This is a genomic window from Aeromonas sobria (genome assembly GCF_050266975.1).
GTDB classification, from domain to species: Bacteria; Pseudomonadota; Gammaproteobacteria; order Enterobacterales; family Aeromonadaceae; genus Aeromonas; species Aeromonas sobria_B.
Genome location: NZ_JBKISU010000029.1, coordinates 42,897 through 63,332 on the forward strand (window position 1 = coordinate 42,897; position 20,436 = coordinate 63,332).

General features: G+C 63.1%; 17 protein-coding genes, 1 tRNA gene and 1 rRNA gene. 11 read left to right on the forward strand and 8 right to left on the reverse strand.

The window, feature by feature from the left end:
• Positions 1 to 37 precede the first annotated feature (37 nt).
• Complete coding sequence (slmA, locus tag ACLHZ1_RS15915) at positions 38 to 634, forward strand: nucleoid occlusion factor SlmA (RefSeq protein ID WP_041997555.1); 597 nt, start codon at positions 38 to 40, stop codon at positions 632 to 634.
• A gap of 142 nt (positions 635 to 776) precedes the next feature.
• Positions 777 to 1,613, forward strand: coding sequence for a small-conductance mechanosensitive channel MscS (mscS, locus tag ACLHZ1_RS15920; RefSeq protein ID WP_427262868.1), 837 nt, complete (start codon positions 777 to 779; stop codon positions 1,611 to 1,613).
• 61 nt (positions 1,614 to 1,674) lie between these two features.
• On the opposite strand, the gene pyrE is transcribed toward mscS, so the two are convergent.
• Both pyrE and rph read right to left on the reverse strand, forming a co-directional pair.
• Positions 1,675 to 2,340, reverse strand: coding sequence for an orotate phosphoribosyltransferase (gene pyrE, locus ACLHZ1_RS15925; protein WP_427262869.1), 666 nt, complete (start codon positions 2,338 to 2,340; stop codon positions 1,675 to 1,677).
• Between the two features lie 83 nt (positions 2,341 to 2,423).
• Positions 2,424 to 3,140 carry a ribonuclease PH gene (gene rph, locus ACLHZ1_RS15930; protein WP_041997563.1) on the reverse strand — a complete coding sequence of 239 codons (717 nt, stop codon included), beginning with the start codon at positions 3,138 to 3,140 and terminating at the stop codon, positions 2,424 to 2,426.
• Between the two features lie 147 nt (positions 3,141 to 3,287).
• Here rph and ACLHZ1_RS15935 point away from each other — a divergent pair, with 147 nt between their 5' ends.
• A complete protein-coding gene (locus ACLHZ1_RS15935; RefSeq protein WP_427262870.1) occupies positions 3,288 to 4,151 on the forward strand; it encodes a YicC/YloC family endoribonuclease in 864 nt (287 codons plus the stop codon).
• Between the two features lie 392 nt (positions 4,152 to 4,543).
• Positions 4,544 to 6,547: an LTA synthase family protein gene (locus ACLHZ1_RS15940; protein WP_427262871.1), complete on the forward strand. Its 2,004-nt coding sequence runs from the start codon at positions 4,544 to 4,546 to the stop codon at positions 6,545 to 6,547.
• Positions 6,548 to 6,612: 65 nt separating this feature from the next.
• Here the strand turns inward: ACLHZ1_RS15940 and ACLHZ1_RS15945 are convergent, their stop codons facing one another.
• A complete protein-coding gene (locus ACLHZ1_RS15945) occupies positions 6,613 to 7,779 on the reverse strand; it encodes a glycosyltransferase family 4 protein (protein WP_427262872.1) in 1,167 nt (388 codons plus the stop codon).
• Positions 7,780 to 7,788: 9 nt separating this feature from the next.
• Positions 7,789 to 8,745 (reverse strand): ADP-glyceromanno-heptose 6-epimerase, encoded by a 957-nt coding sequence (gene rfaD / locus ACLHZ1_RS15950; protein WP_427262873.1) that lies wholly within the window; start codon positions 8,743 to 8,745, stop codon positions 7,789 to 7,791.
• Positions 8,746 to 8,893: 148 nt separating this feature from the next.
• Here rfaD and ACLHZ1_RS15955 point away from each other — a divergent pair, with 148 nt between their 5' ends.
• From ACLHZ1_RS15955 to ACLHZ1_RS15975, 5 genes are all read left to right on the forward strand, one after another.
• Positions 8,894 to 9,538, forward strand: a complete 645-nt coding sequence (locus ACLHZ1_RS15955) for a TetR/AcrR family transcriptional regulator (protein ID WP_427262874.1) — start codon at positions 8,894 to 8,896, stop codon at positions 9,536 to 9,538.
• Between the two features lie 256 nt (positions 9,539 to 9,794).
• Complete coding sequence (locus ACLHZ1_RS15960; RefSeq protein ID WP_427262875.1) at positions 9,795 to 10,988, forward strand: glycine C-acetyltransferase; 1,194 nt, start codon at positions 9,795 to 9,797, stop codon at positions 10,986 to 10,988.
• A gap of 81 nt (positions 10,989 to 11,069) precedes the next feature.
• Positions 11,070 to 12,095, forward strand: a complete 1,026-nt coding sequence (gene tdh / locus ACLHZ1_RS15965; protein ID WP_427262876.1) for an L-threonine 3-dehydrogenase — start codon at positions 11,070 to 11,072, stop codon at positions 12,093 to 12,095.
• 181 nt (positions 12,096 to 12,276) lie between these two features.
• Entirely contained in the window at positions 12,277 to 12,729 is a 453-nt protein-coding gene (locus ACLHZ1_RS15970; RefSeq protein WP_408797541.1) for a c-type cytochrome, read from the forward strand.
• 85 nt (positions 12,730 to 12,814) lie between these two features.
• Entirely contained in the window at positions 12,815 to 15,100 is a 2,286-nt protein-coding gene (locus ACLHZ1_RS15975) for a putative bifunctional diguanylate cyclase/phosphodiesterase (protein WP_427262877.1), read from the forward strand.
• A 41-nt stretch (positions 15,101 to 15,141) separates the two neighbouring features.
• On the opposite strand, the gene rep is transcribed toward ACLHZ1_RS15975, so the two are convergent.
• A complete protein-coding gene (gene rep / locus ACLHZ1_RS15980) occupies positions 15,142 to 17,154 on the reverse strand; it encodes a DNA helicase Rep (RefSeq protein ID WP_427262878.1) in 2,013 nt (670 codons plus the stop codon).
• 152 nt (positions 17,155 to 17,306) lie between these two features.
• Here rep and ACLHZ1_RS15985 point away from each other — a divergent pair, with 152 nt between their 5' ends.
• Together ACLHZ1_RS15985 and ACLHZ1_RS15990 are read left to right on the forward strand one after the other, a co-directional pair.
• Entirely contained in the window at positions 17,307 to 18,527 is a 1,221-nt protein-coding gene (locus tag ACLHZ1_RS15985) for a SufS family cysteine desulfurase (RefSeq protein ID WP_427262879.1), read from the forward strand.
• A 12-nt stretch (positions 18,528 to 18,539) separates the two neighbouring features.
• Positions 18,540 to 18,974 carry a SufE family protein gene (locus tag ACLHZ1_RS15990; protein WP_427262880.1) on the forward strand — a complete coding sequence of 145 codons (435 nt, stop codon included), beginning with the start codon at positions 18,540 to 18,542 and terminating at the stop codon, positions 18,972 to 18,974.
• Positions 18,975 to 18,995: 21 nt separating this feature from the next.
• Here the strand turns inward: ACLHZ1_RS15990 and tcdA are convergent, their stop codons facing one another.
• From tcdA to rrf, 3 genes are all read right to left on the reverse strand, one after another.
• Positions 18,996 to 19,832, reverse strand: a complete 837-nt coding sequence (tcdA, locus tag ACLHZ1_RS15995) for a tRNA cyclic N6-threonylcarbamoyladenosine(37) synthase TcdA (protein ID WP_427262881.1) — start codon at positions 19,830 to 19,832, stop codon at positions 18,996 to 18,998.
• A gap of 319 nt (positions 19,833 to 20,151) precedes the next feature.
• Positions 20,152 to 20,228: transfer RNA gene (locus ACLHZ1_RS16000), tRNA-Asp, on the reverse strand.
• A gap of 95 nt (positions 20,229 to 20,323) precedes the next feature.
• Positions 20,324 to 20,436: ribosomal RNA gene (gene rrf, locus ACLHZ1_RS16005) — 5S ribosomal RNA — on the reverse strand; the annotation flags it as partial.

Here is a 20,436-nt window from a genome sequence, read left to right on the forward strand (position 1 = left end):
ATAACAGAATCAAGCCATTGTTTTTTTAGGGGAATCCATGGCAAGCAGTAATCAGAAACAGAGTCGACGCGACCAGATCCTGCAGGCGCTCGCCCACATGCTGGAGACCAGCCCGGGTCAGCGCATCACCACGGCCCGACTCGCGGCCGAGGTGGGTGTCTCGGAGGCGGCCCTCTATCGTCACTTTCCCAGCAAGGCACGGATGTTTGAGGGGCTGATCGACTTCATCGAGGATTCCCTGCTGTCGCGGGTCAACATGATCCTGGCCGACGAGAAGGACACCATGGCCCGCTGCCACCACATACTGCAACTGCTGCTGGTGTTTGCCGAGCGCAACCCGGGCATCACCCGTATCCTCAATGGCGATGCCCTGCTGGGAGAGCATGACAGGCTGCGGGATCGCATCAGCATCCTGTTCGACAAGCTGGAAACCCAGCTCAAGCAGGTACTGCGGGAGAAGCGGCTGCGGGAGGGGCAAGGCTTTCAGCTGGACGAGACCATGCTGGCCAACCTGCTGCTGGCCTATACCGAGGGCCGGATCAGCCAGTTCGTGCGCTCCGAGTTCAAACTCAAGCCGACGGCGGATTTCGAGGATCAGTGGCAGTTCATCCGCAGCCAGCTGCTGCAGAGCTGATCCCGCCTATATGAGAGGAGGCCCCTTGGCCTCCTCCCTGTTTTATGTCAGAACTGAACGGGTCTCGACCACCTGCGACTCAGGTTGTCGCACCATGCTGCTATATTCCGACGTTTTGATGAATTAACCCACAGGAAGTTCTATGGAACCCGAAATCATCGCCGAAGCGCAAACCTGGCTGGTCAACAATCAGGGCCTGCTGATCGAGTACGGCGTCAACATCGCCGCCGCCCTGGTCACCCTGCTCATCGGCTATCTCGCCGCCAATCTGATCAGAAACGGCGTCGAGCGCGTCATGAAGGCTCGCAACCTCGACGCCACCGTGACCCACTTCGTCGGCAGCGTGCTCAAGTATGCCCTGCTGGTATTCGTCGTCATCGCCGCCCTGGGCCGGGTCGGGGTGCAGACCGCCTCCTTCGTCGCCATCATAGGTGCCGCCGGTCTGGCCATCGGTCTGGCGCTGCAAGGTTCCCTCTCCAACTTTGCCGCCGGCTTCCTGCTGATCATCTTCCGCCCCATCAAGGCCGGTGAGTTCATCGAGGTGGCAGGCACCTCCGGCTCGGTGCAGTCGGTACAGCTGTTTACCACCACCCTCACCTCGCCGGACAACAAGATGGTGGTGGTGCCCAACTCCGCCATCCTCAACGGCAACATCATCAACTACTCGCGCATGGACACCCGTCGGGTCGACATGACGTTCGGCATCGGCTACGGCTCCGATCTGCGCAAGGCCAAGCAGCTGCTGGAGCGACTGGTCAGCGAGGAGCCCCGCATCCTGAAGGATCAGGCCGCCACCATCGCCGTCGCCGCCCTGGCCGACTCCTCGGTCAATATCGTGGTGCGCCCCTGGGTCAAGACCGCCGACTACTGGGGCGTCTGGTTCGATTTCCACGAGAAGGTGAAGCTGGCCTTCGACGCAGAAGGCATCGAAATCCCCTTCCCTCAGATGGCGCTGCACATGCAAAAGCAGGCCGCCTGACCACGAAAAAGCCGCTCACTTCAATGAGCGGCTTTTTTTATGCTGACGGCACCAAGCGGCGTCAGATGCCGTACTGGGCGCGATAGGCCTTCATGGCCGCCAGTTGCTCGGCCAGCGCGGACTGCTCGACCTGCTTCCCTTCCAGCTTTTCTTCCAAATAAGCGATCAGGTCGCTCATCTGGATGATGGCGATGATGTGGGCGCCGTAGTCACGCTCCACCTCCTGGATGGCGGAAAGCTCGCCCTTGCCCTTCTCCTGGCGATCCAGGGCGATCAGCACCCCGGCCAGGGAGGCGCCGTTGGCCTGGATCAGATCCATGGATTCGCGGATGGCGGTCCCGGCGGTGATGACATCGTCCACCAGCATGATGCGTCCCTTGAGCGGGCTGCCCACCAGATTGCCGCCTTCGCCGTGATCCTTGGCTTCCTTGCGGTTGAAGCACCAGGGCACGTCCACGTCGTGCTGCTCCACCAGCTGCACCGCGGTGGCGGAGGCGATGGGGATCCCCTTGTAGGCCGGGCCAAACAGCACATCGAATTCGATGCCGGCATCCATCAGGGCGGCGGCATAGAAGCGGCCGAGGCGGGCCAGATCGCGGCCGCTGTTGAACAGGCCGGCGTTGAAGAAGTAGGGGCTCTTGCGGCCGGATTTCAGGGTGAACTCACCGAATTTGAGAACCTGTTTCTCCAGGGCGAACTCGATAAATTGACGCTGGTAGGCTTTCATTCTGGCTCCTTGCTTGGCTTGTCGTTGACTGGTGTGGGGGTATAAAAAAACGCGGTCAATGCCGCGTTTTTCAAATCAGAAATTCAAGCGAGCGCCTGCTTCTGCAGCGCTATGATGTCGTCGATGCCGCCCTTGGCCAGCGCCAGCATCGCCAGCAACTCCTCGTGGGTGAAGGGCTCGGCCTCGGCGGTGCCCTGCACCTCTATGATGCGACCATCTTCGGTCATCACCACGTTCATGTCGGTCTCGGCGGCGGAGTCTTCCACGTACTCCAGATCGCAGATGGCTTCGCCCTGATACATGCCGACGGAGACGGCGGCGATCATCTGCTTGAGCGGGCTCTGCTTGAGCATGCCCTTCTCGACCATCCAGTTCAGCGCATCCACCAGGGCCACGCAGGCGCCGGTGATGGCGGCGGTGCGGGTGCCGCCGTCGGCCTGCAGCACGTCGCAGTCCACCGTGATGGAGTGCTCGCCCAGCGCAGTCAGGTCTACCGCCGCGCGCAGGGAGCGGGCGATCAGGCGGGAGATCTCCAGGGTACGGCCGCTCTGCTTGCCGGCGGCCGCCTCGCGGTTCATGCGCGAATGGGTTGAGCGCGGCAGCATGCCGTACTCGGCGGTGACCCAGCCCTGACCCTTGCCTTTCAGGAAGCGCGGCACGCTGGTGTCGACGCTGGCGGTGCACAGCACGCGGGTGTGGCCGAACTCCACCAGCACAGATCCTTCCGCATGCTTGGTGAAGTTGCGGGTGATGGTAACCGGGCGCACTTGCGCGGCACTGCGATCGCTGGGACGGGACATGGGACTGACCTCTGGGCTGGCTCAAATTGGCGGGGGATTATAAGTGATCCCGCCCCAAATATCAGCCGCTAAAACCACGCCGTCGGCTGACGGGGCAGGCCTGGCTGAGTATACTGGCCGCACACTTCATCAAGCCCGGAACAATCAATGATTCACAGCATGACCGCCTACGCCCGCAAGGAATTCAAGGGCGACTGGGGCACAGCCGTTTGGGAAATTCGTTCGGTCAACCAGCGCTATCTGGAAACCTACATTCGCCTGCCGGAGCAACTGCGCAGCCTGGAGCCGGTCCTGCGTGAGCGTTTCCGTGCCAAGCTGCAGCGCGGCAAGGTGGAGTGCAACCTGAGGTTCGAGGCCGCGCAAGCCGCCGCCAGCCAGCTGCACATCAATGAAGAGCTGGCCAGGCTCATCATCGACAGCGCCAACTGGGTAATGAAAGAGGCGGGCCAGGGCCAGCTCAACCCGGTGGACGTGCTGCGCTGGCCCGGCGTCATGGCCGCCGCCGAGCAGGACATGGACGCAGTCGCCACCGAACTGCTCGGCGGTTTCGATCTGACCATGGAAGACTTCCTCGCCTCCCGCGCCAGCGAAGGGGCCAACCTCAAGGCGCTGATCCAGCAGCGTCTGGACGGCATCCAGGTGGAAGTGAAGAAGGTGCGCGAGCACCTGCCGCAGATCATCGAGTGGCAGCGCCAGAAGCTCACCGACCGTCTGGCCGAGGCCAAGGTGGAGCTGGATCCGGCCCGCATCGAGCAGGAGATCGTGCTGCTGGCCCAGAAGGTCGACGTGGCCGAAGAGCTGGATCGCCTGGAGATGCACATCGGCGAGACCATCAAGATCATGAAGAAGGGTGGCGCCTGCGGCCGTCGTCTCGACTTCATGATGCAGGAGTTCAACCGCGAGTCGAACACCCTCGGTTCAAAGTCGATCAACGCCGAGGTCACCCAGTCCGCCGTCGAGCTGAAGGTCCTCATCGAGCAGATGCGAGAGCAGATCCAGAACATTGAGTGACGCTTCGCCGAGCGTTATCTGATACAGAAAGACGAGCCCTTGACCCTCAAGGGCTTTGTTTTTTCTCCCCAATGTAAAACCCACCCTGCTTTCAATGCTCAGGCTGGCAAACATGGCCCCATCAGGCGGGCCAGAAGCTGGCACAACACTGGTACGTCAAGCTGGGGGGGCAGGCCCATCCCTTCCCCGGTTGAGCCCCTCGCCCCCACGCAAGCAAGAAACCCTTCACGGCTCGCCGCGAGTTTCCTTATCATAGGGGCCGATGCCGTCCGCCGTTGAGACGCGCCCGCAGCAAGCCGCGGGTCGCATCCCGACTGTGCCACGAGCCATGGCATCACGATCTCCGATCGGCCCCCATGCGCCGGTTTTATTGGTAGTGAATGGACACTTGCATGTATCAAACAAGACTGCGCACCCTGCTGGGTACCCTGGGCTATCAGCTGCTCTGGCTGGTGCTGATCCTGATGGCGGCCCGCTATCTGATGCTGGACCACTTCGTCGAGCCCGAACAACTGCAGAACCGGACCGACGATCTGCAGCGCATGTGGCTGACCGGGTTGCGCTACGACCTGCGCATCGCCGGCATGGCGCTCTCTCCCTTCGCCTTGGCCGGGCTCATGCTGGCGGCGGGCGAACGCGGCTGGCAGGGCATGCAGCGCTGGGCCCCGCGCCTGCTGGGGCTGGCGGCCTTTCTCATCGGCGCCGTCGCCATCGGCAACTACTACTATTACCAGACCTATCACACCCACATAGACGTGTTCGCCTTCGGCCTGGTCGAAGACGACACCCGGGCCGTGCTGGCCAACATGTGGCAGGATTATCCCATCATCAAGGGGCTGGCCCTGGCGCTGCTGCTGGGCTGGCTGCCGGCCCGTTGGGCCAGGCGTACGCTGACGCGTGCCGGCCACAAGCCCTGGCCCCTGCCCGTCTTCATCGTCTACCTGCTCATCGCCCTGACCCTGCTGTTTGTCATCAGCCGTGGCAGCGTGGGCACCTTCCCCCTGCGCCGCGGCAACGCCCAGGTCTCGGATCTGCTCGCCCTCAACAAGCTGACCCCGAACGGCCTGATGGCCATCGACTGGGCCGTCAAGGACAGGGCGGAGGACATCGTCTTCACCCCGGTCAGCCAGGCCGAGGGAGAGACCCTGCTTGAGCGCAGCGGGCTCGACTCCCTGATGGCGCGCACGCCGGTCAATCCCTGGCTCGCCGCCCACAAGCCCAATGTGGTGATGGCACTGATGGAAAGCTTTGGCAGCAACATGCTGGCCTTCGATGAGCCGGGCAAGAACGACCTGCTCGGCAGCCTTCGCCCCCACTTCCAGGAGGACTTCGTCTTCAAGCGCTTCCTGTCGGAAGACAACGGCACGGCCCCCTCCCTGGCCGCCCTCTTCTTCCACAGCCCGGTGCAGAACATCAGCCACAGCTCGGCCCAGCACCAGACCCTGAGCGGCACCCCGTTCGCCCTCTACAAGCAGGCGGGCTACAAGCTGGTCTTCATCTCCCCGGGCAACATGATGTGGCGCAACCTGGTCAATTACCTGCCGGTGCAGGGGGTCGACGAGGTCTATGACCAGAATGCCCTGATCAAGCGCTACCCCGAGGCCGCCAAGGAGGTCACCGCCTGGGGCGTGCCCGATGACTACGCCTATCGTCTGGCCCGTACCCTGCTGGAACAATCCCGTGAGCCGCTCTTCATCAGCATTCTCACCATCACCAATCACCCCCCCTACGAGACGCCGGCCCGCTACCAGCCGCAGCCGACCACCCCCACTCCCAGGGTCATGGCCCATGCCGAGGATGGCGACATAGAGCAGGCCAACATCCTCAGGACCTATCAGTTCGCCGCCGATGCCCTAGGCCGATTCGTCAGCGCCATCAAGGGCTCCCCCCTGGGGGACAAGACGCTGATCGCCGCCAGCGGCGATCACCAGATGCGCCGCCTCAAGGCCTTCTACCCTCGCGAACAGGTGCTGGATCGGGCCGTGCCCTTCTACCTCTATGTGCCCAAGACCATACTGGCCCACAGCCGGTGGCGCTTCGATCCCCAGCGGGTCGGCTCCCACAAGGACATCTTCCCCACCCTGTATGGCTTCAGCCTGTCGGACACCCCCTATCAGACCCTGGCCGGTCGCAACATGCTGGCCCCGGTCGACGACAAGCGGCGCGCCTTCGGCTACAACGTCACCCTCTGGATCGATGACAAGGGCGCCTACCCCATGAGCGGCAAGCCCAGCTTCTACCCCTGGCAGGATGACAGCCCGCTGGAGGTGAAGGAGCAGGCAGAGCCCGTCAGCGAGGCGCAGCAGGCCCGCCAGCAGGCACTGCCCGAGCTGCTGCGCTGGCAGCTCAACAGCCGGATCAAGGGCTTCATCGAGCCGCAGACCGCGGCCCGCTGAGGGGCGACCCAGCAAAAAGGCTTCCCGTGGGAAGCCTTTTTCATGGTGCCTGATGGGGCCGCGTCTCAGCCCTGGTAACGCCGGGCCAGCTCATCCAGGTGATGGCTCATGGAGAACTCCCGCTGCGCCCGCTCCCGGGCCGCCGCACCCAAGCGCTGGCGCAGCGAGTCATCCACCAGCAAGCTGGCTATCTGGCCGGCGAGGGCGGCCGGGTCGGTGGGGGTCGCCAGCAGACCCGCCTCCCCCAGCACTTCGGGCACGGCCCCCGTGCTGGCACCGACGATGGCCTTGCCCGCCGCCATCGCCTCGATCACCGTCAGGCCGAACGCCTCGTTATGGGAGGGGATGGCCACCAGATCCATGGCTTGCAGCATGCGCTGGGTATCGCGGCGAAAGCCGGTCAGCCGCACCCTCTCCTGCACGCCCGCCTCGGCGATGCGTTGGCGCAGCGCCGCCACCACCTGCTCGTCCGACCCTTCGCTGGCCTGGGTGCCGCCCACGATCAGCAGGTGCAGCCTGGGGTGCACCTGCGCCAGCAGCAGGAAGGCCTCCAGCAGCTCGGGCTGGCCCTTGCCCCGGCCGATCCGGCCAAGCACCCCGAGCAACTGGGCATCCTCTGCTATCCCCAGTTCGGCGCGTATCTCCGCGGCGGGCTCATCGCACCGGGTCAGATCGGTGCCAAGCCAGAGCCGTTCGATGCGCGAGGCCGGCAGCGGCAGCGCCTTGAGGTTGCGGCGGCGGGTCTCGTCGCTGATGGAGAGCACCAGGTCCACCCTGCCGTAGATCCAGCGATGGAGCGGATCTCGCTTGGGCCGGGTCGCCCCCATGTGCTCGGTGAACAGCAACCGCAGCGGCCACAGGCGCTTGAGCAGGGCCGCCAGCAGCAGATCCCCCGACTTGTGGCAGTGCACCAGCCGGATGTCCCGCGCCTTGAGCCAGCGGCGCAGGGTCAGCAGCTGGCGCAGCCCCTGGCCGCGAGAGTCCAGCTCGAACACCTCGAAGCCTTGCGCCTTCATGCCCTCGGCCACCTTGCTGCCGCGCAGCGCCAGACCATGGACCCGCCAGCCGCGCGCCATCATGCCGCTGCCGACCCGCAGCGGGTACATCTCCAGGCCGCCCCAGCCCTGGGAGAGACAAATATGCAGCAACCCCGTCATCTCGCTCGCCTTCATCTTCTTGCTCGCCTTCGCCCAAACAGAGAGGGCGCCGGAGAAGGCGCCCTGACATGACATAAACCTGACTCAGCGGTTCAGCCAGGCCATGTAATCGGCCACGCCTTCGGCCACCGTCTTGAACTCGCCGGGGTAGCCGGCGGCGCGCAAGCGGGTGAGGTCGGCCTGGGTGAAGCTCTGGTAGCGGCCCTTGAGGTGATCCGGGAAGGGGATGTACTCGATGGCCCCTTGCTGATAATGCTTGATCACCGCCTCGGCCACGTGCTGGAACGGCTCGGCCCGGCCGGTGCCGCAGTTGAAGATGCCGGACTGCTGCGGGTTCTGCCAGAACCAGAGGTTGACCTTGCAGACGTCATCCACATAGATGAAGTCGCGCATCTGGCCGCCGTCCGGGAAGCCGTCGCAGCCCTCGAACAGCTTGGGATTTTCTCCCTTCTTCACCTGGGTGTTGAGGTGGAAGGCGACGGACGCCATGGCGCCCTTGTGTTGCTCGCGCGGGCCGTAGACGTTGAAGTATTTCAGGCCCACCACCTGGGAGTTGATCTCCGGCAGCCAGCGGCGCACGTACTGATCGAACAGCTGCTTGGAGTAGCCGTAGACGTTGAGGGGCTGCTCGAACTGGGGATCTTCGATGAAGTTGTCGTTGCGCCCGCCATAGGTCGCGGCGGAAGAGGCGTAGATGAAGGGGATTTCCCGCTCGATGCAGTAGTGGAACAGATCCTTGGAGTACTCGTAGTTGACCTCCATGATGAACTTGCCGTTCCACTCTGTGGTGGCGGAGCAGGCCCCTTCGTGGAAGATCACCTCAATGCCGCCGTCCCACTCCTCGAACTCGTCACCGGAGACGATCCGCGCCTGGAACTCATCCTTGTCCATGTAGTCGGCAATGGTCAGATCCACCAGGTTGACGAACTTGGTGCCATCGGTCAGATCATCGATGACCACCACATCGGTTCGTCCCATGGCATTGAGTTGCTTGACCAGATTGCTGCCGATAAAGCCTGCACCGCCCGTTACTACGATCATGGAGTTTGCCTCGTCTGCGTTGATGCCCACCGTGTGACGGCCGATTAAAGCTGTGTATAGTGAGCCAATTTGAAATTGCCGAAAAGTCTATCACGGGCCGCCAGGGGATACGACCTCGACGCAAGGCGACCCGGCAGAGGGAACCGCGATGAAAACCAGAGACAAGATCATTCACAGCGCCATCGAACTGTTCAACGATCAGGGCGAGCGCAACATCACCACCAACCACATCGCCGCCCACCTCGGCATCAGCCCGGGCAACCTCTACTACCACTTTCGCAATAAAGAAGACATCATCCACTCCATCTTCGACCAGTACGCCCGCCATCTGAGCGAGAGCTTCACCCCGGCCCGCAGCACCGAGATCCGGCTCGACGATCTGATGGGCTACCTGGATGCCATCTTCTACCTGATGTGGCAGTTCCGCTTCTTCTACGCCAACCTGCCGGACATCCTCAGTCGCGACGAGCTGCTGCAACAGAAGTACCTCAAGGCCCAGGAGCAGCTGCGCGCCGCCGTGGAGGCCCTGCTCAGGAGCCTGCGCGAGGGGGGCATCATAGCCGTCAGCGACGCCGATCTGCCGGATCTGGGCCAGACCATCAAGATGGTGGTCACCTGCTGGATCCCGTTCCAGATAGCCCAGGCTCCCCACACCCGCATCACCAAGCCCCTGCTCTATCAGGGGGTCATGCGGGTGCTCTTCCTGCTGCGCCCCTATGTGCAGCCCCGGGTCGCTCCCCGGATCCAGCAACTGGAACAGCACTACCGCCAGCTGGCCCAGCTGGGCGGCTGAGGGCAGAACCCGTCTGACGCTGCGGGCCGACCCGCCGGGGTGGCGCCGGCCCGCTCATCCGGGGAAGAAGAGACTGGCCAGACGGCTCCCTTTATCAGGAGCGACTATGCGGGCATCGCCATTTGGCATAGGGCGTCGGGTGATCTGTTTCACACATGTTGAATATCAGCATAATAATTTGAATTGATGGGACGCAGTTGCAGTAAAATGTTGCCCAATGTTGATAAACCGCTGTAATAGCCAATGAGGTTCGAGGATGTCTAACGGATTCTATCGCCACCTGACCGAGCAGCTTGACCAAGTGCAGGCAGAAGGACTCTACAAGCAGGAGCGCATCATCAGCTCGGCGCAGCAGGCCAGCATAGAGGTGGGCCAGCAGCAGGTGCTGAACTTCTGTGCCAACAACTATCTCGGCCTGGCCAACCACCCCGAGCTGATTGCCGCCGCCAAGGCGGGCCTCGACAGCCACGGCTTCGGCATGGCCTCGGTGCGCTTCATCTGCGGCACCCAGGACAGCCACAAGGTGCTGGAGCAGAAGCTCTCCGCCTTCCTCGGTACCGAGGACACCATCCTCTACTCCTCCTGTTTCGATGCCAACGGCGGTCTGTTCGAGACCCTGTTCGGCGCCGAGGACGCCATCATCTCCGATGCCCTCAACCACGCCTCCATCATCGACGGCGTCCGGCTGTGCAAGGCCAGGCGCTATCGCTATGGCAACAACGACATGGCCGAGCTGGAGGCCCAGCTCAAGCAGGCACAAGCCGATGGCGCCCGCTTCAAGCTGATCGCCACCGACGGCGTCTTCTCCATGGACGGTGTCATCGCCGACCTCAAGTCCATCTGCGACCTGGCGGACAAATACGACGCCCTGGTGATGGTGGATGATTCTCATGCCGTCGGCTTCATCGGCGAGAACGGCCGCGGCACCCACGAATACTGCGACGTGCTGGAGCGGGTCGACATCATCACCGGCACCCTGGGCAAGGCCCTCGGCGGCGCCTCCGGCGGCTACACCTCCGGCAAGAAAGAGGTGATCGACTGGCTGCGTCAGCGCTCGCGCCCCTACCTGTTCTCCAACTCCCTGGCCCCTTCCATCGTCTCGGCCACCATCAAGGTGCTTGAGCTGCTGGAACAGGGTCACGCCCTGCGCGCCAGCCTGAAAGAAAACAGCGACTACTTCCGCGCCCGCATGAGCGCCGCCGGCTTCACCCTGGCCGGGGCCGATCACGCCATCATCCCGGTCATGCTGGGGGACGCCAAGCTGGCCAGCGAGATAGCGAGCCGCATGCTGGCCGAAGGCATCTATGTGGTGGGCTTCTCCTTCCCCGTGGTGCCCAAGGGCCAGGCCCGCATCCGCACCCAGATGTCAGCCGCCCACACCCGCGAGCAGCTGGATCGGGCCATCGATGCCTTCATCCGCATCGGCCGCGACCTGAACATCATTCAATAAACAGCGAGGGGCCGACAGGCCCCTTCTTGAACCGACTCATAGCTCAACCTCTGCACCGGGCCCGGCCCGTGAGGAACCGTCATGAAAGCACTCTCCAAACTCAAATCCGAACCCGGCATCTGGATGACGGATGTGCCCGCCCCCGAGCTCGGCCACAATGACCTGCTGATCAAGATCCGCAAGACCGCCATCTGCGGCACCGACATGCACATCTACAACTGGGACGAGTGGTCCCAGAAGACCATCCCCGTGCCCATGGTGGTCGGCCACGAGTACGTGGGTGAGGTAGTCGCCATCGGTCAGGAGGTGCGCGGCTTCGCCGTGGGGGATCGCGTCTCCGGCGAGGGCCACATCACCTGCGGTCACTGCCGCAACTGCCGCGCCGGTCGCACCCACCTGTGCCGCAACACGGTCGGGGTCGGGGTCAACCGCCCCGGCAGCTTCGCCGAATATCTGGTGATCCCCGCCTTCAACGCCTTCAAGCTGCCGGACAACATCCCCGATGAACTGGCCGCCATCTTCGATCCGTTCGGCAACGCCGTGCACACCGCCCTCTCCTTCGACCTGGTGGGTGAAGACGTGCTCATCACCGGCGCCGGCCCCATCGGCATCATGGCCGCCGCCGTCTGCCGCCATGTGGGCGCCCGTCACGTGGTGATCACCGACGTCAACGAATACCGCCTCGAACTGGCCCGCAAGATGGGCGCCACCCGCGCCGTCAACGTAGCCAAGGAGAAGCTCTCCGACGTGATGGAAGATCTCGGCATGACCGAAGGCTTCGACGTGGGGTTGGAGATGTCCGGCGTGCCCTCCGCCTTCCAGGACATGCTGGCCAAGATGAACCATGGCGGCAAGATCGCCATGCTCGGCATTCCCCCCTCCACCATGGCGATCGACTGGAACCAGGTCATCTTCAAGGGGCTGTTCATCAAGGGGATCTATGGCCGCGAGATGTTCGAGACCTGGTACAAGATGGCCAGCCTCATCCAGTCAGGCCTGGATCTCTCTCCCATCATCACCCACCACTTCCACATCGACGACTTCCAGCAGGGCTTCGATGCCATGGGCTCGGGCCAATCCGGTAAGGTGATCCTGAGCTGGGATTGATCGGCTGACCTAAGGACATGACCCAGCAATCCGGCCCAGGCCGGGTTGCTGCCATCGAAGGCCAGGAGCCGGATCCGGCGCACAGACTGCTTAACACTTCACACACAAGCGTTTAAATGCCTGTAACTATTCGGTTATAATCCCGTCGTTTCTAGGGATAATAAGAGCCTGCTGGGAGTACATGAGCGTGTTGAGAAAACTGAGCTGTTTACTGGTCGCCGGTATCGCGGTTGCCAGCCTGTCCGGCGCCGCGTTCGCCGCCGACGAGATGTCGCCGGAAGCCATCGCCGAACGGATCAAGCCCGTGGGTGATGTCTATACCGCCAAGGATCTGGAAGGGATAGCCCCGGCGGCCACGGCCAGCACCACGGCCGCCTCCGGCCCCCGTGATGGTGAAACCGTCTACAAGGGTGCCTGCTTCGCCTGCCACGATACCGGTGCCGCCGGTGCGCCCAAGCGCGGTGACAAGGCAGCCTGGGAACCCCGCCTCGCCCAGGGCTTCGACACCCTGCGCAAGCATGCCATCGAAGGCTTCACCGGCCAGGCTGGCATGATGCCGCCACGGGGTACCTGCGCGGCCTGTAGTGATGAAGAGATCGAGAATGCCATTCACTACATGACGGACAATCTCTAAGTCATTGAAAGGGCCGCGATTGCGGCCCTTTTATTCTCTTGGCTTGCGACTACCCTTGTAGGGTAGCGTCAATCGGGAGTCCATGATGTCTGTCTACCCTCTGGATCAGGATGCCTCCCCCCTGCTGGCGCTGGTCGCCTCCATCCTCGCCTTTCCCCCTGCCTCCCAGGCCAGCCCGGCGCACTACCGGCGCCTGTTTGCCGACCTGCAACAATTGGCGCCCCTGCATCAGATTGGCCTGCTCGGCCTCAGCCCCCATGGCCCTGTCTGGCACTATGAACAGGATCTGGCCCCAGGTATCAAGGCCCAGCTCGGCCGGGAAGAGCCGGGGCTGAGCGAGAGTCTGGCCGCCCTGGATGGCCAGCAGGGCTGGTGCGTGCTGCCGGTGCAGGACGACAGGATCCAGTGGCTGCTGGTGCAGAGTGAGCCCTATGAGCGGGCCGACCTGCGGCTGCTGCTCGAATGCCTGGCCAAGCGCCTGGCGGAGGCCAACACCCACGCCAGACTGACCGAACCGGCGTCGCCCTTGATCGGTCGGGATCCGGACTGGCAGCACAAGATTGAGCAGATCAATCGCATCCTGCGCCTGGCCAACAGCCTGCCGACCCAGGCGCTGCTGGCCCAGCTCGATGAGGTGCTGCAAAACAGCCTGGGACTGCACCAGCTGCACCTGATGCGACTCGGGCCAAAGGAGGTCAGCCACCTCTATCCCCACCCCTTCCAGGGGGAGGAGGGTTTCCTGCGCGGGCTCTGCCATGAGACCAATCCGACCGAGCGCGAGCGGGATGGACTCTACTGGTACAGCACGCCGCTGCGGCTACAGCAGCACTACTTCGCCCACTTGCTGCTGGCCACCACCCGCCCCCTGGGCGCCGATGACCGCCTCTTTCTCGATTTCCTGCGCAACCAGCTCACCCTGCTGCTCGAGCTGGGCCAGATCCGCCAGCAACTGAACGACTTCAATTCACCGGATCGGCTCAACCACAGGTTGCAGTTGCTGCGTCAGGCCAATCTGCGCCTGCAAAAACAGCTGCGCCAGCATCAGGAGCTGGAGCGCAAGTTGCAGTTCGACGCCCTGCACGACCCCCTCACCGGCCTGCCGAACCGCAGCCTGCTGATGGATCACCTGCAACACGCCATGAGCCATTACCAGCGCCATGGCGGCGTCGGTTTCACCCTGATCTTCCTGGACATAGATCACTTCAAACAGATCAATGACGAGCTGGGACATGGCAATGGCGACCTGCTGCTCAAGGAGCTGGGGCGTCGCCTGCAGGGCTGCCTGCGCCAGAATGATCTGGTGGCACGGCTCGGTGGGGACGAGTTCGTCATCTATCTGGACAACAGCATGGGGGAGGAGGGGGCCGGACCCGTGCTCAACCGCATCCTGGCTCGCCTCGCCTACCCCTTCCGGCTGACGGGCACGGAGCAGACGATCACGGTCAGCATGGGAGTGGCCAGCGTGTCGGCGCAGACCCAGGAGGTGAGCGAGCTGCTCCATCAGGCGGATCTCGCCATGTACCGGGCCAAGCGCAATGGTCGCGCCCGGGTGGTGCACTACTCGGCCGAGTGCACGGAGCAGGCCTGGTCCTCGCCGGAGGAGCAGCTGACCAACGCCCTGGCCGAAGGGCGCATCCTGCCCTACTTCCAGCCGGTGATCCGGCTCGAGGACAACTGCCTGGTGGGGCTGGAAGTCATGGCCCGCTGGATCACCCGGGAAGGGGAGCTCAAGGATGCCTTCGACTTCATCCCGCTGGCGGAGCAGTGCGGCCTGATCGAGGCACTGGATCACAAGATACTGCGCCAGGCCTGCCAGCAGCTGCGGCGCTGGCTGCCCGGGGCGGATCTGCGCAAGTTCAAGCTGGCCATCAACCTGTGCGGCCAGCACCTGGCAAGCGAGCGGGCCGTGCAGGCCCTGCTCGACATCATCGCGGCCGAGGGCGTCTACGCCGGCTACCTCATCTTCGAATTCAACGAGCGGGAGCTGTCGCGCCAGGATGCCGACATCATCGCCAGCCTCCATGAGCTGAGGGCCAGAGGGATACAGATCAGCCTGGACGACTTCGGCTCGGGCTTCTCCTCCCTCAACTCCCTGTTTCACTACCCGGTGGACTACGTCAAGGTGGACGATGGCTTCACCCACCGCATGCTGCACTCCCCCAAGGATTTGGCACTGATCCGCGCCATGCGCGACATCTGCCGCGATCTGGGCCTCGCCCTGGTGGTCGAAGGGATAGAGAGTCAGGCACAGCTGCAGCAGCTGATCGCGCTGGGCTGCCCCTTCGGCCAGGGGCGTTACATATCCCCTCCGCTCCCCGGCAGCGACATCACCCCCTTGCTGGGGGCTGAGATGGGGCCAGATCCGGACTAGCGTCTCGGTCGAGGCGGCCCGCCATAGGGGTAGCCCCCGCCTCAATCCTTCTTGAACAGGGCCCTCAGGTTGGCGACGCCGACCTGCCCCTTCTGCTGGCGTTCCTCGGCCGTCACCTTCTTCTGGTTCTCCCACTCCAGGTCGTCCTGGGGCAGCTCCAGCAGGAAGCGGCTCGGCTCCGGGCGCACCGACTCGCCATACTGACGCCGCTCCCGGCAGAGGGTGAAGGTGAGCTCGATCTGGGCCCGGGTGATCCCCACGTAGGCGAGGCGGCGCTCCTCCTCCACGTTGTCCTCGTCGATGCTGGTCTGGTGGGGCAGCAGGCCCTCCTCCATGCCCACCATGTAGACATAGGGAAACTCCAGCCCCTTGGAGGCGTGCAGTGTCATCAGCTGCACCTGATCCGCGTCGTCCTCTCCCTCGTTGCGCTCCATCATGTCCCGCAGGGTGAGGCGAGTGACCACTTGGGCAAGCGTCATCGACTCCTCCAGCTCGTCCCCTTCCAGCATTTCGGTGATCCAGCGATAGAGGGTGGAGACGTTCTGCATCCGCATCTCGGCGGCCTTCGGGCTGGGGGAGGTCTCGTAGAGCCACTCCTCGTAGTGGATCTCCTTGATCATGTCCCGCACAGCTTCCACCGGGTTGCCCCGCTGCGCCTGATCGCCGAGCCGCACCAGCCAGTTGGTGAAGGCCTGCAACGCACTCAGACCACGGCCAGAGAGGGATTGTTCGAGCCCCAGCTCGAAGCTGGCGGCAAACAGGCTCTTGCCGCGCTGGTTGGCGTACTGGCCCAGTTTTTCGAGGGTGGTGGGGCCTATTTCCCGGCGCGGCAGGTTGACCACCCGCAGGAAGGCGGTGTCCTCGTCCGGATTCACCAGCAGCTTGAGATAGGCCATGATGTCCTTGATCTCGGTGCGGGAGAAAAACGAGGTGCCGCCGGAGATGCGATAGGGGATGCGGTTGGTCATCAGCGCCTTCTCGAAGATGCGCGACTGATGGTTGCCCCGATAGAGGATGGCGTAATCCTTGAACCGGGTGCGATTCATGAACTTGTGGCCCATCATCTCGGCGGCGATCCGCTCCGCCTCGTGTTCCTCGTTCTTGGCGAACAGCACCTTGAGCTTGACCCCCTCGTCCAGCTCGGAGAAGAGCGCCTTGTCATAGACGTGGGGGTTGTTGGCGATCAGGATGTTGGCGCACTTGAGGATGCGCCGCTTGGAGCGGTAGTTCTGCTCCAGTTTGATGAGCCGCAGGTTCGGAAAGTCTTCGTTCAGCAGCACCAGATTCTGCGGCTTGGCGCCACGCCAGGAGTAGATGGACTGGTCATCGTCCCCCACCACGGTGAAGCGGGCCCGCTCGCCGACGATCTGCTTCACCAGCTCGTACTGGCTGGTGTTGGTGTCCTGATACTCATCGACCAGCAGGTAACGGATCTTGTTCTGCCAGCGCTCGCGCACCTCTTCGTTGCTTTTCAGCAGCAGGGTCGGCATCACAATGAGATCGTCGAAATCCAGCGCGTTGTAGGCCACCATCTGGCGGTGATAGCGCTCGTAGAGCTGGGCCATCAGCACCTCTTCCGGCCCGCGGGCGATACGCATGGCCCGCGCCGGCAGGATGAGGTCGTTCTTCCAGTTGGAGATCTGGCTGATGAGGGCCGAGAGCTTGTCCTTGTCGTTGTCGAGCTCGGCCTCGGTCAGCTCTTTGAGCAGCGCCAGCTGATCGGTGTCGTCGAACAGGGAGAAGTTGGCCTTGAGGTTCAGACTCTTGTGCTCACGACGGATGATCTCCAGGCCCAGGGTATGGAAGGTGGAGACCATGAGCCCCCGCGCCTCCTTGCGCCCCAGGGTCTGGCCGACTCGCTCCTTCATCTCCCGCGCAGCTTTATTGGTAAAGGTAACGGCGGCGATGTTGCGCGCGTTGTAGCCGCACTGCTGCACCAGATACGCAATCTTGTTGGTGATGACGCGGGTCTTGCCCGATCCGGCACCCGCCAGCACCAGGCAAGGGCCGGAAACATACTTGACCGCTTCGTTCTGATTGGGGTTGAGCTTCATGGGCCGGATCTCTTGGCTTATGATGAGGGGCGGCATTGTAACAGAGATCCCGCGGGCAGCCGAAACCGGGCACGGGATCTCGCCACTGCGCCTTGTGTTTGCCCGCCATTTTCCGGATCATGACCGCCTTTTCCAGAGGAGATGAGGGGAGCATGAATCAGCAACAGCACGACCGACTGCGCGGCCAGTTTCCGGCCCTGGCGCAGGAGGTGAACGGCCACCCCCTGATCTATCTGGACAACGCCGCCACCACCCAGAAGCCGCAGGCTGTGCTGGACGCCATCGCTCACTACTATCGAGCCGACAACGCCAACGTGCACCGCGCCGCCCACGCCTTGAGCGGCCGCGCCACCCGCGCCTTCGAGGCAGCCCGCGAGACGGTCGCCCGCTTTATCAACGCACCTAACAGCCGGGAAGTGATCTGGACCCGCGGCACCACCGAGGCGATCAATCTGGTGGCCCAGAGCTGGGGGATGAGCGAGCTCAAGGCGGGGGACGAGATCGTCCTCAGCACCCTGGAGCACCACGCCAATATAGTCCCCTGGCAGCTGGTCGCTCAGCGCACCGGCGCCCTTATTCGGGTCATTCCGCTGGATAAGTGCGGGGATCTGGATATGGAGGCTTACCTGGCCATGCTGGGGCCGCGCACCCGACTGGTGAGCGTGGCCCATGTCTCCAATGCCCTCGGTACCGTCAATCCGGTGGAGCAGATAGTGGCGGCCGCCAAGGCGGTTGGCGCCCTGACCCTGATCGACGGCGCCCAGGCGGTGGCCCACCTCGAGGTGGATGTACAGACCATCGGCTGCGACTTCTATGCCTTCTCCGGTCACAAGCTCTATGGCCCGACCGGCATCGGCGTGCTGTGGGGGCGCACCGCACTGCTGGAGCGGATGCCGCCCTGGCAAGCGGGTGGCGAGATGATCGACAGGGTCAGCTTCAGCGGCACCACCTTCAATACCCTGCCCTTCAAGTTCGAGGCGGGCACCCCCCATATTGCCGGGGCCATAGGGCTCGCCGCCGCCATCGACTTCGTCACGGTGCAAGACAGGGCTGCCTTGGTGCGCCACGAGCAGGCACTCACCGACTATCTGGTGACAGGGCTGCGGCGGGTGCCGGGCCTGCGCCTCATCGGTGAACCGGCACAACGGGCAGGGGCGGTCTCCTTCCTGCTGGAGGACATCCATCCCCAGGATGCCGCCACCCTGCTCGACATGCAGGGCATAGCGCTACGGGTCGGCCATCACTGCGCCATGCCGCTGATGGAGAGCTTAAGGATCGGCGGCACCATGAGGGCCTCGCTGGCCTGCTACAACAATCGGGATGATGTGGATGCCCTGCTGGCAGCCCTGCACAGACTGGAGGATTTCTTTTAAGGTATGACGGACATGAAGACTCTCGAAAGCTATAGCCCCATCGGCCGGGAGCCGAACGCCGACAGCATCCGCCAGCAGTTTGCTGCGGCGCACGGCTGGGAGAACCAGTACCGCCTCATCATCCAGCTCGGCAAGCTGTTGCCCGCGCTGCCCACTGAATGGCAACAGGAGGCATTTCGCCTCAAGGGGTGTGAAAGCCAGGCCTGGCTGAAGGGAGAAAAAAACGAAGATGGCTGCTGGCACTTTGCCTGCGACTCTGACGCCCGTATCGTGCGTGGCCTCATCGTCATAGTGCTGGCGGCGCTCAACCACCAACCGGCAGCGGCGATCCAGGCGTTTGATATGGATGCCTATTTCAGCGAGCTGGGGCTGGAGAAACACCTGAGCCCGTCGCGGGGCAACGGGCTCAGGGCAATCGTGTTGGCGATCCGGGAACAAGCAGTCTAACCCGCCTTGTTCAGTGGTCGATCAGGCTTCGCCAATCGACCCTGCGTCTTCATTCCCGGCCTCTTTCTCGGCACGGGCCCCACGCTCGGCAATCTTCTTCAATACCCGGGACGCGGCAACCAGACCGAAGGTTGCCGTCACCGGTGTCACGGCGCCAAAGCCGGAGGCACAATCCATCTTCATATTGCCGTCGCTGGCCGCCTTGGCCTGACAGGTGCCGCCATTGCCATCCGGGTAGCTCAGCTGCTCGGTCGAGAAGACACACTCCACCCCGAACTTGCGCGCCGGATTCTTGCTGAAGTTGTGCAGCCGGCGCAGATCGGAGCGCACCTTGGCGGCCAGCGGATCTTGAATGGTCTTGGCCAGATCCGCCACTGTGATCTGGGTCGGGTCCATCTGCCCACCCGCCCCACCGGCCACTATCACCGGGATCTTGTTGCGCTTGCAGAAGGCAATCAGCGCCACCTTGGCCTTGACCGAATCGATGGCATCCACCACATAGTCAAACTCCCGCTTGATATGCTCGGCCAGATTGTCGGCGGTGACGAAGTCATCCACCTCGATCACCTCGCAATCGGGGTTGATGGTGCGGATGCGCTCGGCCATGACTTCTGTCTTGAGGCGACCGACCGTGCCCTGCATGGCGTGGATCTGGCGATTGGTGTTGGTGATGCAGATATCGTCCATGTCGATCAGGGTGATCTGGTTGATGCCGGCACGGGCCAGTGCCTCGGCCGCCCAGGAGCCGACGCCGCCTATCCCCACCACGCAGACCTTGGCCTGACTGAAGGAGCGCAGCGCGTTTTGACCATAAAGACGGGCAATGCCCCCGAATCGCTGTAGATATTCTGCTTTCATACCACCACCTTGCTTGAGGGCGGCCATTATAGCGGCAACCACTCCCAGGGGCGATGATCGGATGGATCGGAGAGCACAAGGGTATGGAAAGTGGAGAAAAACAAAACGAAAAAAGCCCAGTCTTTCGACTGGGCTTCTTGTTAGTGGCACAGCGGACGGGGAGACGGATAGAGTCCGGCTCAAGCACAGGGGCTACAGGCAGGGACCGGGTTGCCAGTGACAAGTCACAACACTGTCTGTTGTCTCTTGTTTTCTCGTCCCGCTCGCAAATGTCAGATAGCAAAAAGGCCTTCCCAATCGGGAAGGCCTTTCAATTTAGTGGCGGAGCGGACGGGACTCGAACCCGCGACCCCCGGCGTGACAGGCCGGTATTCTAACCGACTGAACTACCGCTCCGCATTCGGTTAGCTTGCGCTAAATCTTCTGCCGTCTCAACGAGGTGTCATCCTCTCGGCCAGTCATGCAATGTGTGCACAACTGTTTAATTGGGTGCCTGGCAGTGTCCTACTCTCGCATGGCGAATGCCACACTACCATCGGCGCTACCGCGTTTCACTTCTGAGTTCGGCATGGGATCAGGTGGTTCCACGGCGCTATGGCCGCCA

Coding starts and splice junctions, on each gene's coding strand:
- ACLHZ1_RS15985 (WP_427262879.1), top strand. CDS start 17,307: ATGAATCAGCAACAGCACGACCGACTGCGCGGCCAGTTTCCGGCCCTG.
- ACLHZ1_RS15945 (WP_427262872.1), bottom strand. CDS start 7,779: ATGTCATGTCAGGGCGCCTTCTCCGGCGCCCTCTCTGTTTGGGCGAAG.
- ACLHZ1_RS15955 (WP_427262874.1), top strand. CDS start 8,894: ATGAAAACCAGAGACAAGATCATTCACAGCGCCATCGAACTGTTCAAC.
- ACLHZ1_RS15975 (WP_427262877.1), top strand. CDS start 12,815: ATGTCTGTCTACCCTCTGGATCAGGATGCCTCCCCCCTGCTGGCGCTG.
- rfaD (WP_427262873.1), bottom strand. CDS start 8,745: ATGATCGTAGTAACGGGCGGTGCAGGCTTTATCGGCAGCAATCTGGTC.
- tcdA (WP_427262881.1), bottom strand. CDS start 19,832: ATGAAAGCAGAATATCTACAGCGATTCGGGGGCATTGCCCGTCTTTAT.
- ACLHZ1_RS15935 (WP_427262870.1), top strand. CDS start 3,288: ATGATTCACAGCATGACCGCCTACGCCCGCAAGGAATTCAAGGGCGAC.
- rph (WP_041997563.1), bottom strand. CDS start 3,140: ATGTCCCGTCCCAGCGATCGCAGTGCCGCGCAAGTGCGCCCGGTTACC.
- ACLHZ1_RS15970 (WP_408797541.1), top strand. CDS start 12,277: ATGAGCGTGTTGAGAAAACTGAGCTGTTTACTGGTCGCCGGTATCGCG.
- ACLHZ1_RS15990 (WP_427262880.1), top strand. CDS start 18,540: ATGAAGACTCTCGAAAGCTATAGCCCCATCGGCCGGGAGCCGAACGCC.
- tdh (WP_427262876.1), top strand. CDS start 11,070: ATGAAAGCACTCTCCAAACTCAAATCCGAACCCGGCATCTGGATGACG.
- rep (WP_427262878.1), bottom strand. CDS start 17,154: ATGAAGCTCAACCCCAATCAGAACGAAGCGGTCAAGTATGTTTCCGGC.
- ACLHZ1_RS15960 (WP_427262875.1), top strand. CDS start 9,795: ATGTCTAACGGATTCTATCGCCACCTGACCGAGCAGCTTGACCAAGTG.
- mscS (WP_427262868.1), top strand. CDS start 777: ATGGAACCCGAAATCATCGCCGAAGCGCAAACCTGGCTGGTCAACAAT.
- slmA (WP_041997555.1), top strand. CDS start 38: ATGGCAAGCAGTAATCAGAAACAGAGTCGACGCGACCAGATCCTGCAG.
- pyrE (WP_427262869.1), bottom strand. CDS start 2,340: ATGAAAGCCTACCAGCGTCAATTTATCGAGTTCGCCCTGGAGAAACAG.
- ACLHZ1_RS15940 (WP_427262871.1), top strand. CDS start 4,544: ATGTATCAAACAAGACTGCGCACCCTGCTGGGTACCCTGGGCTATCAG.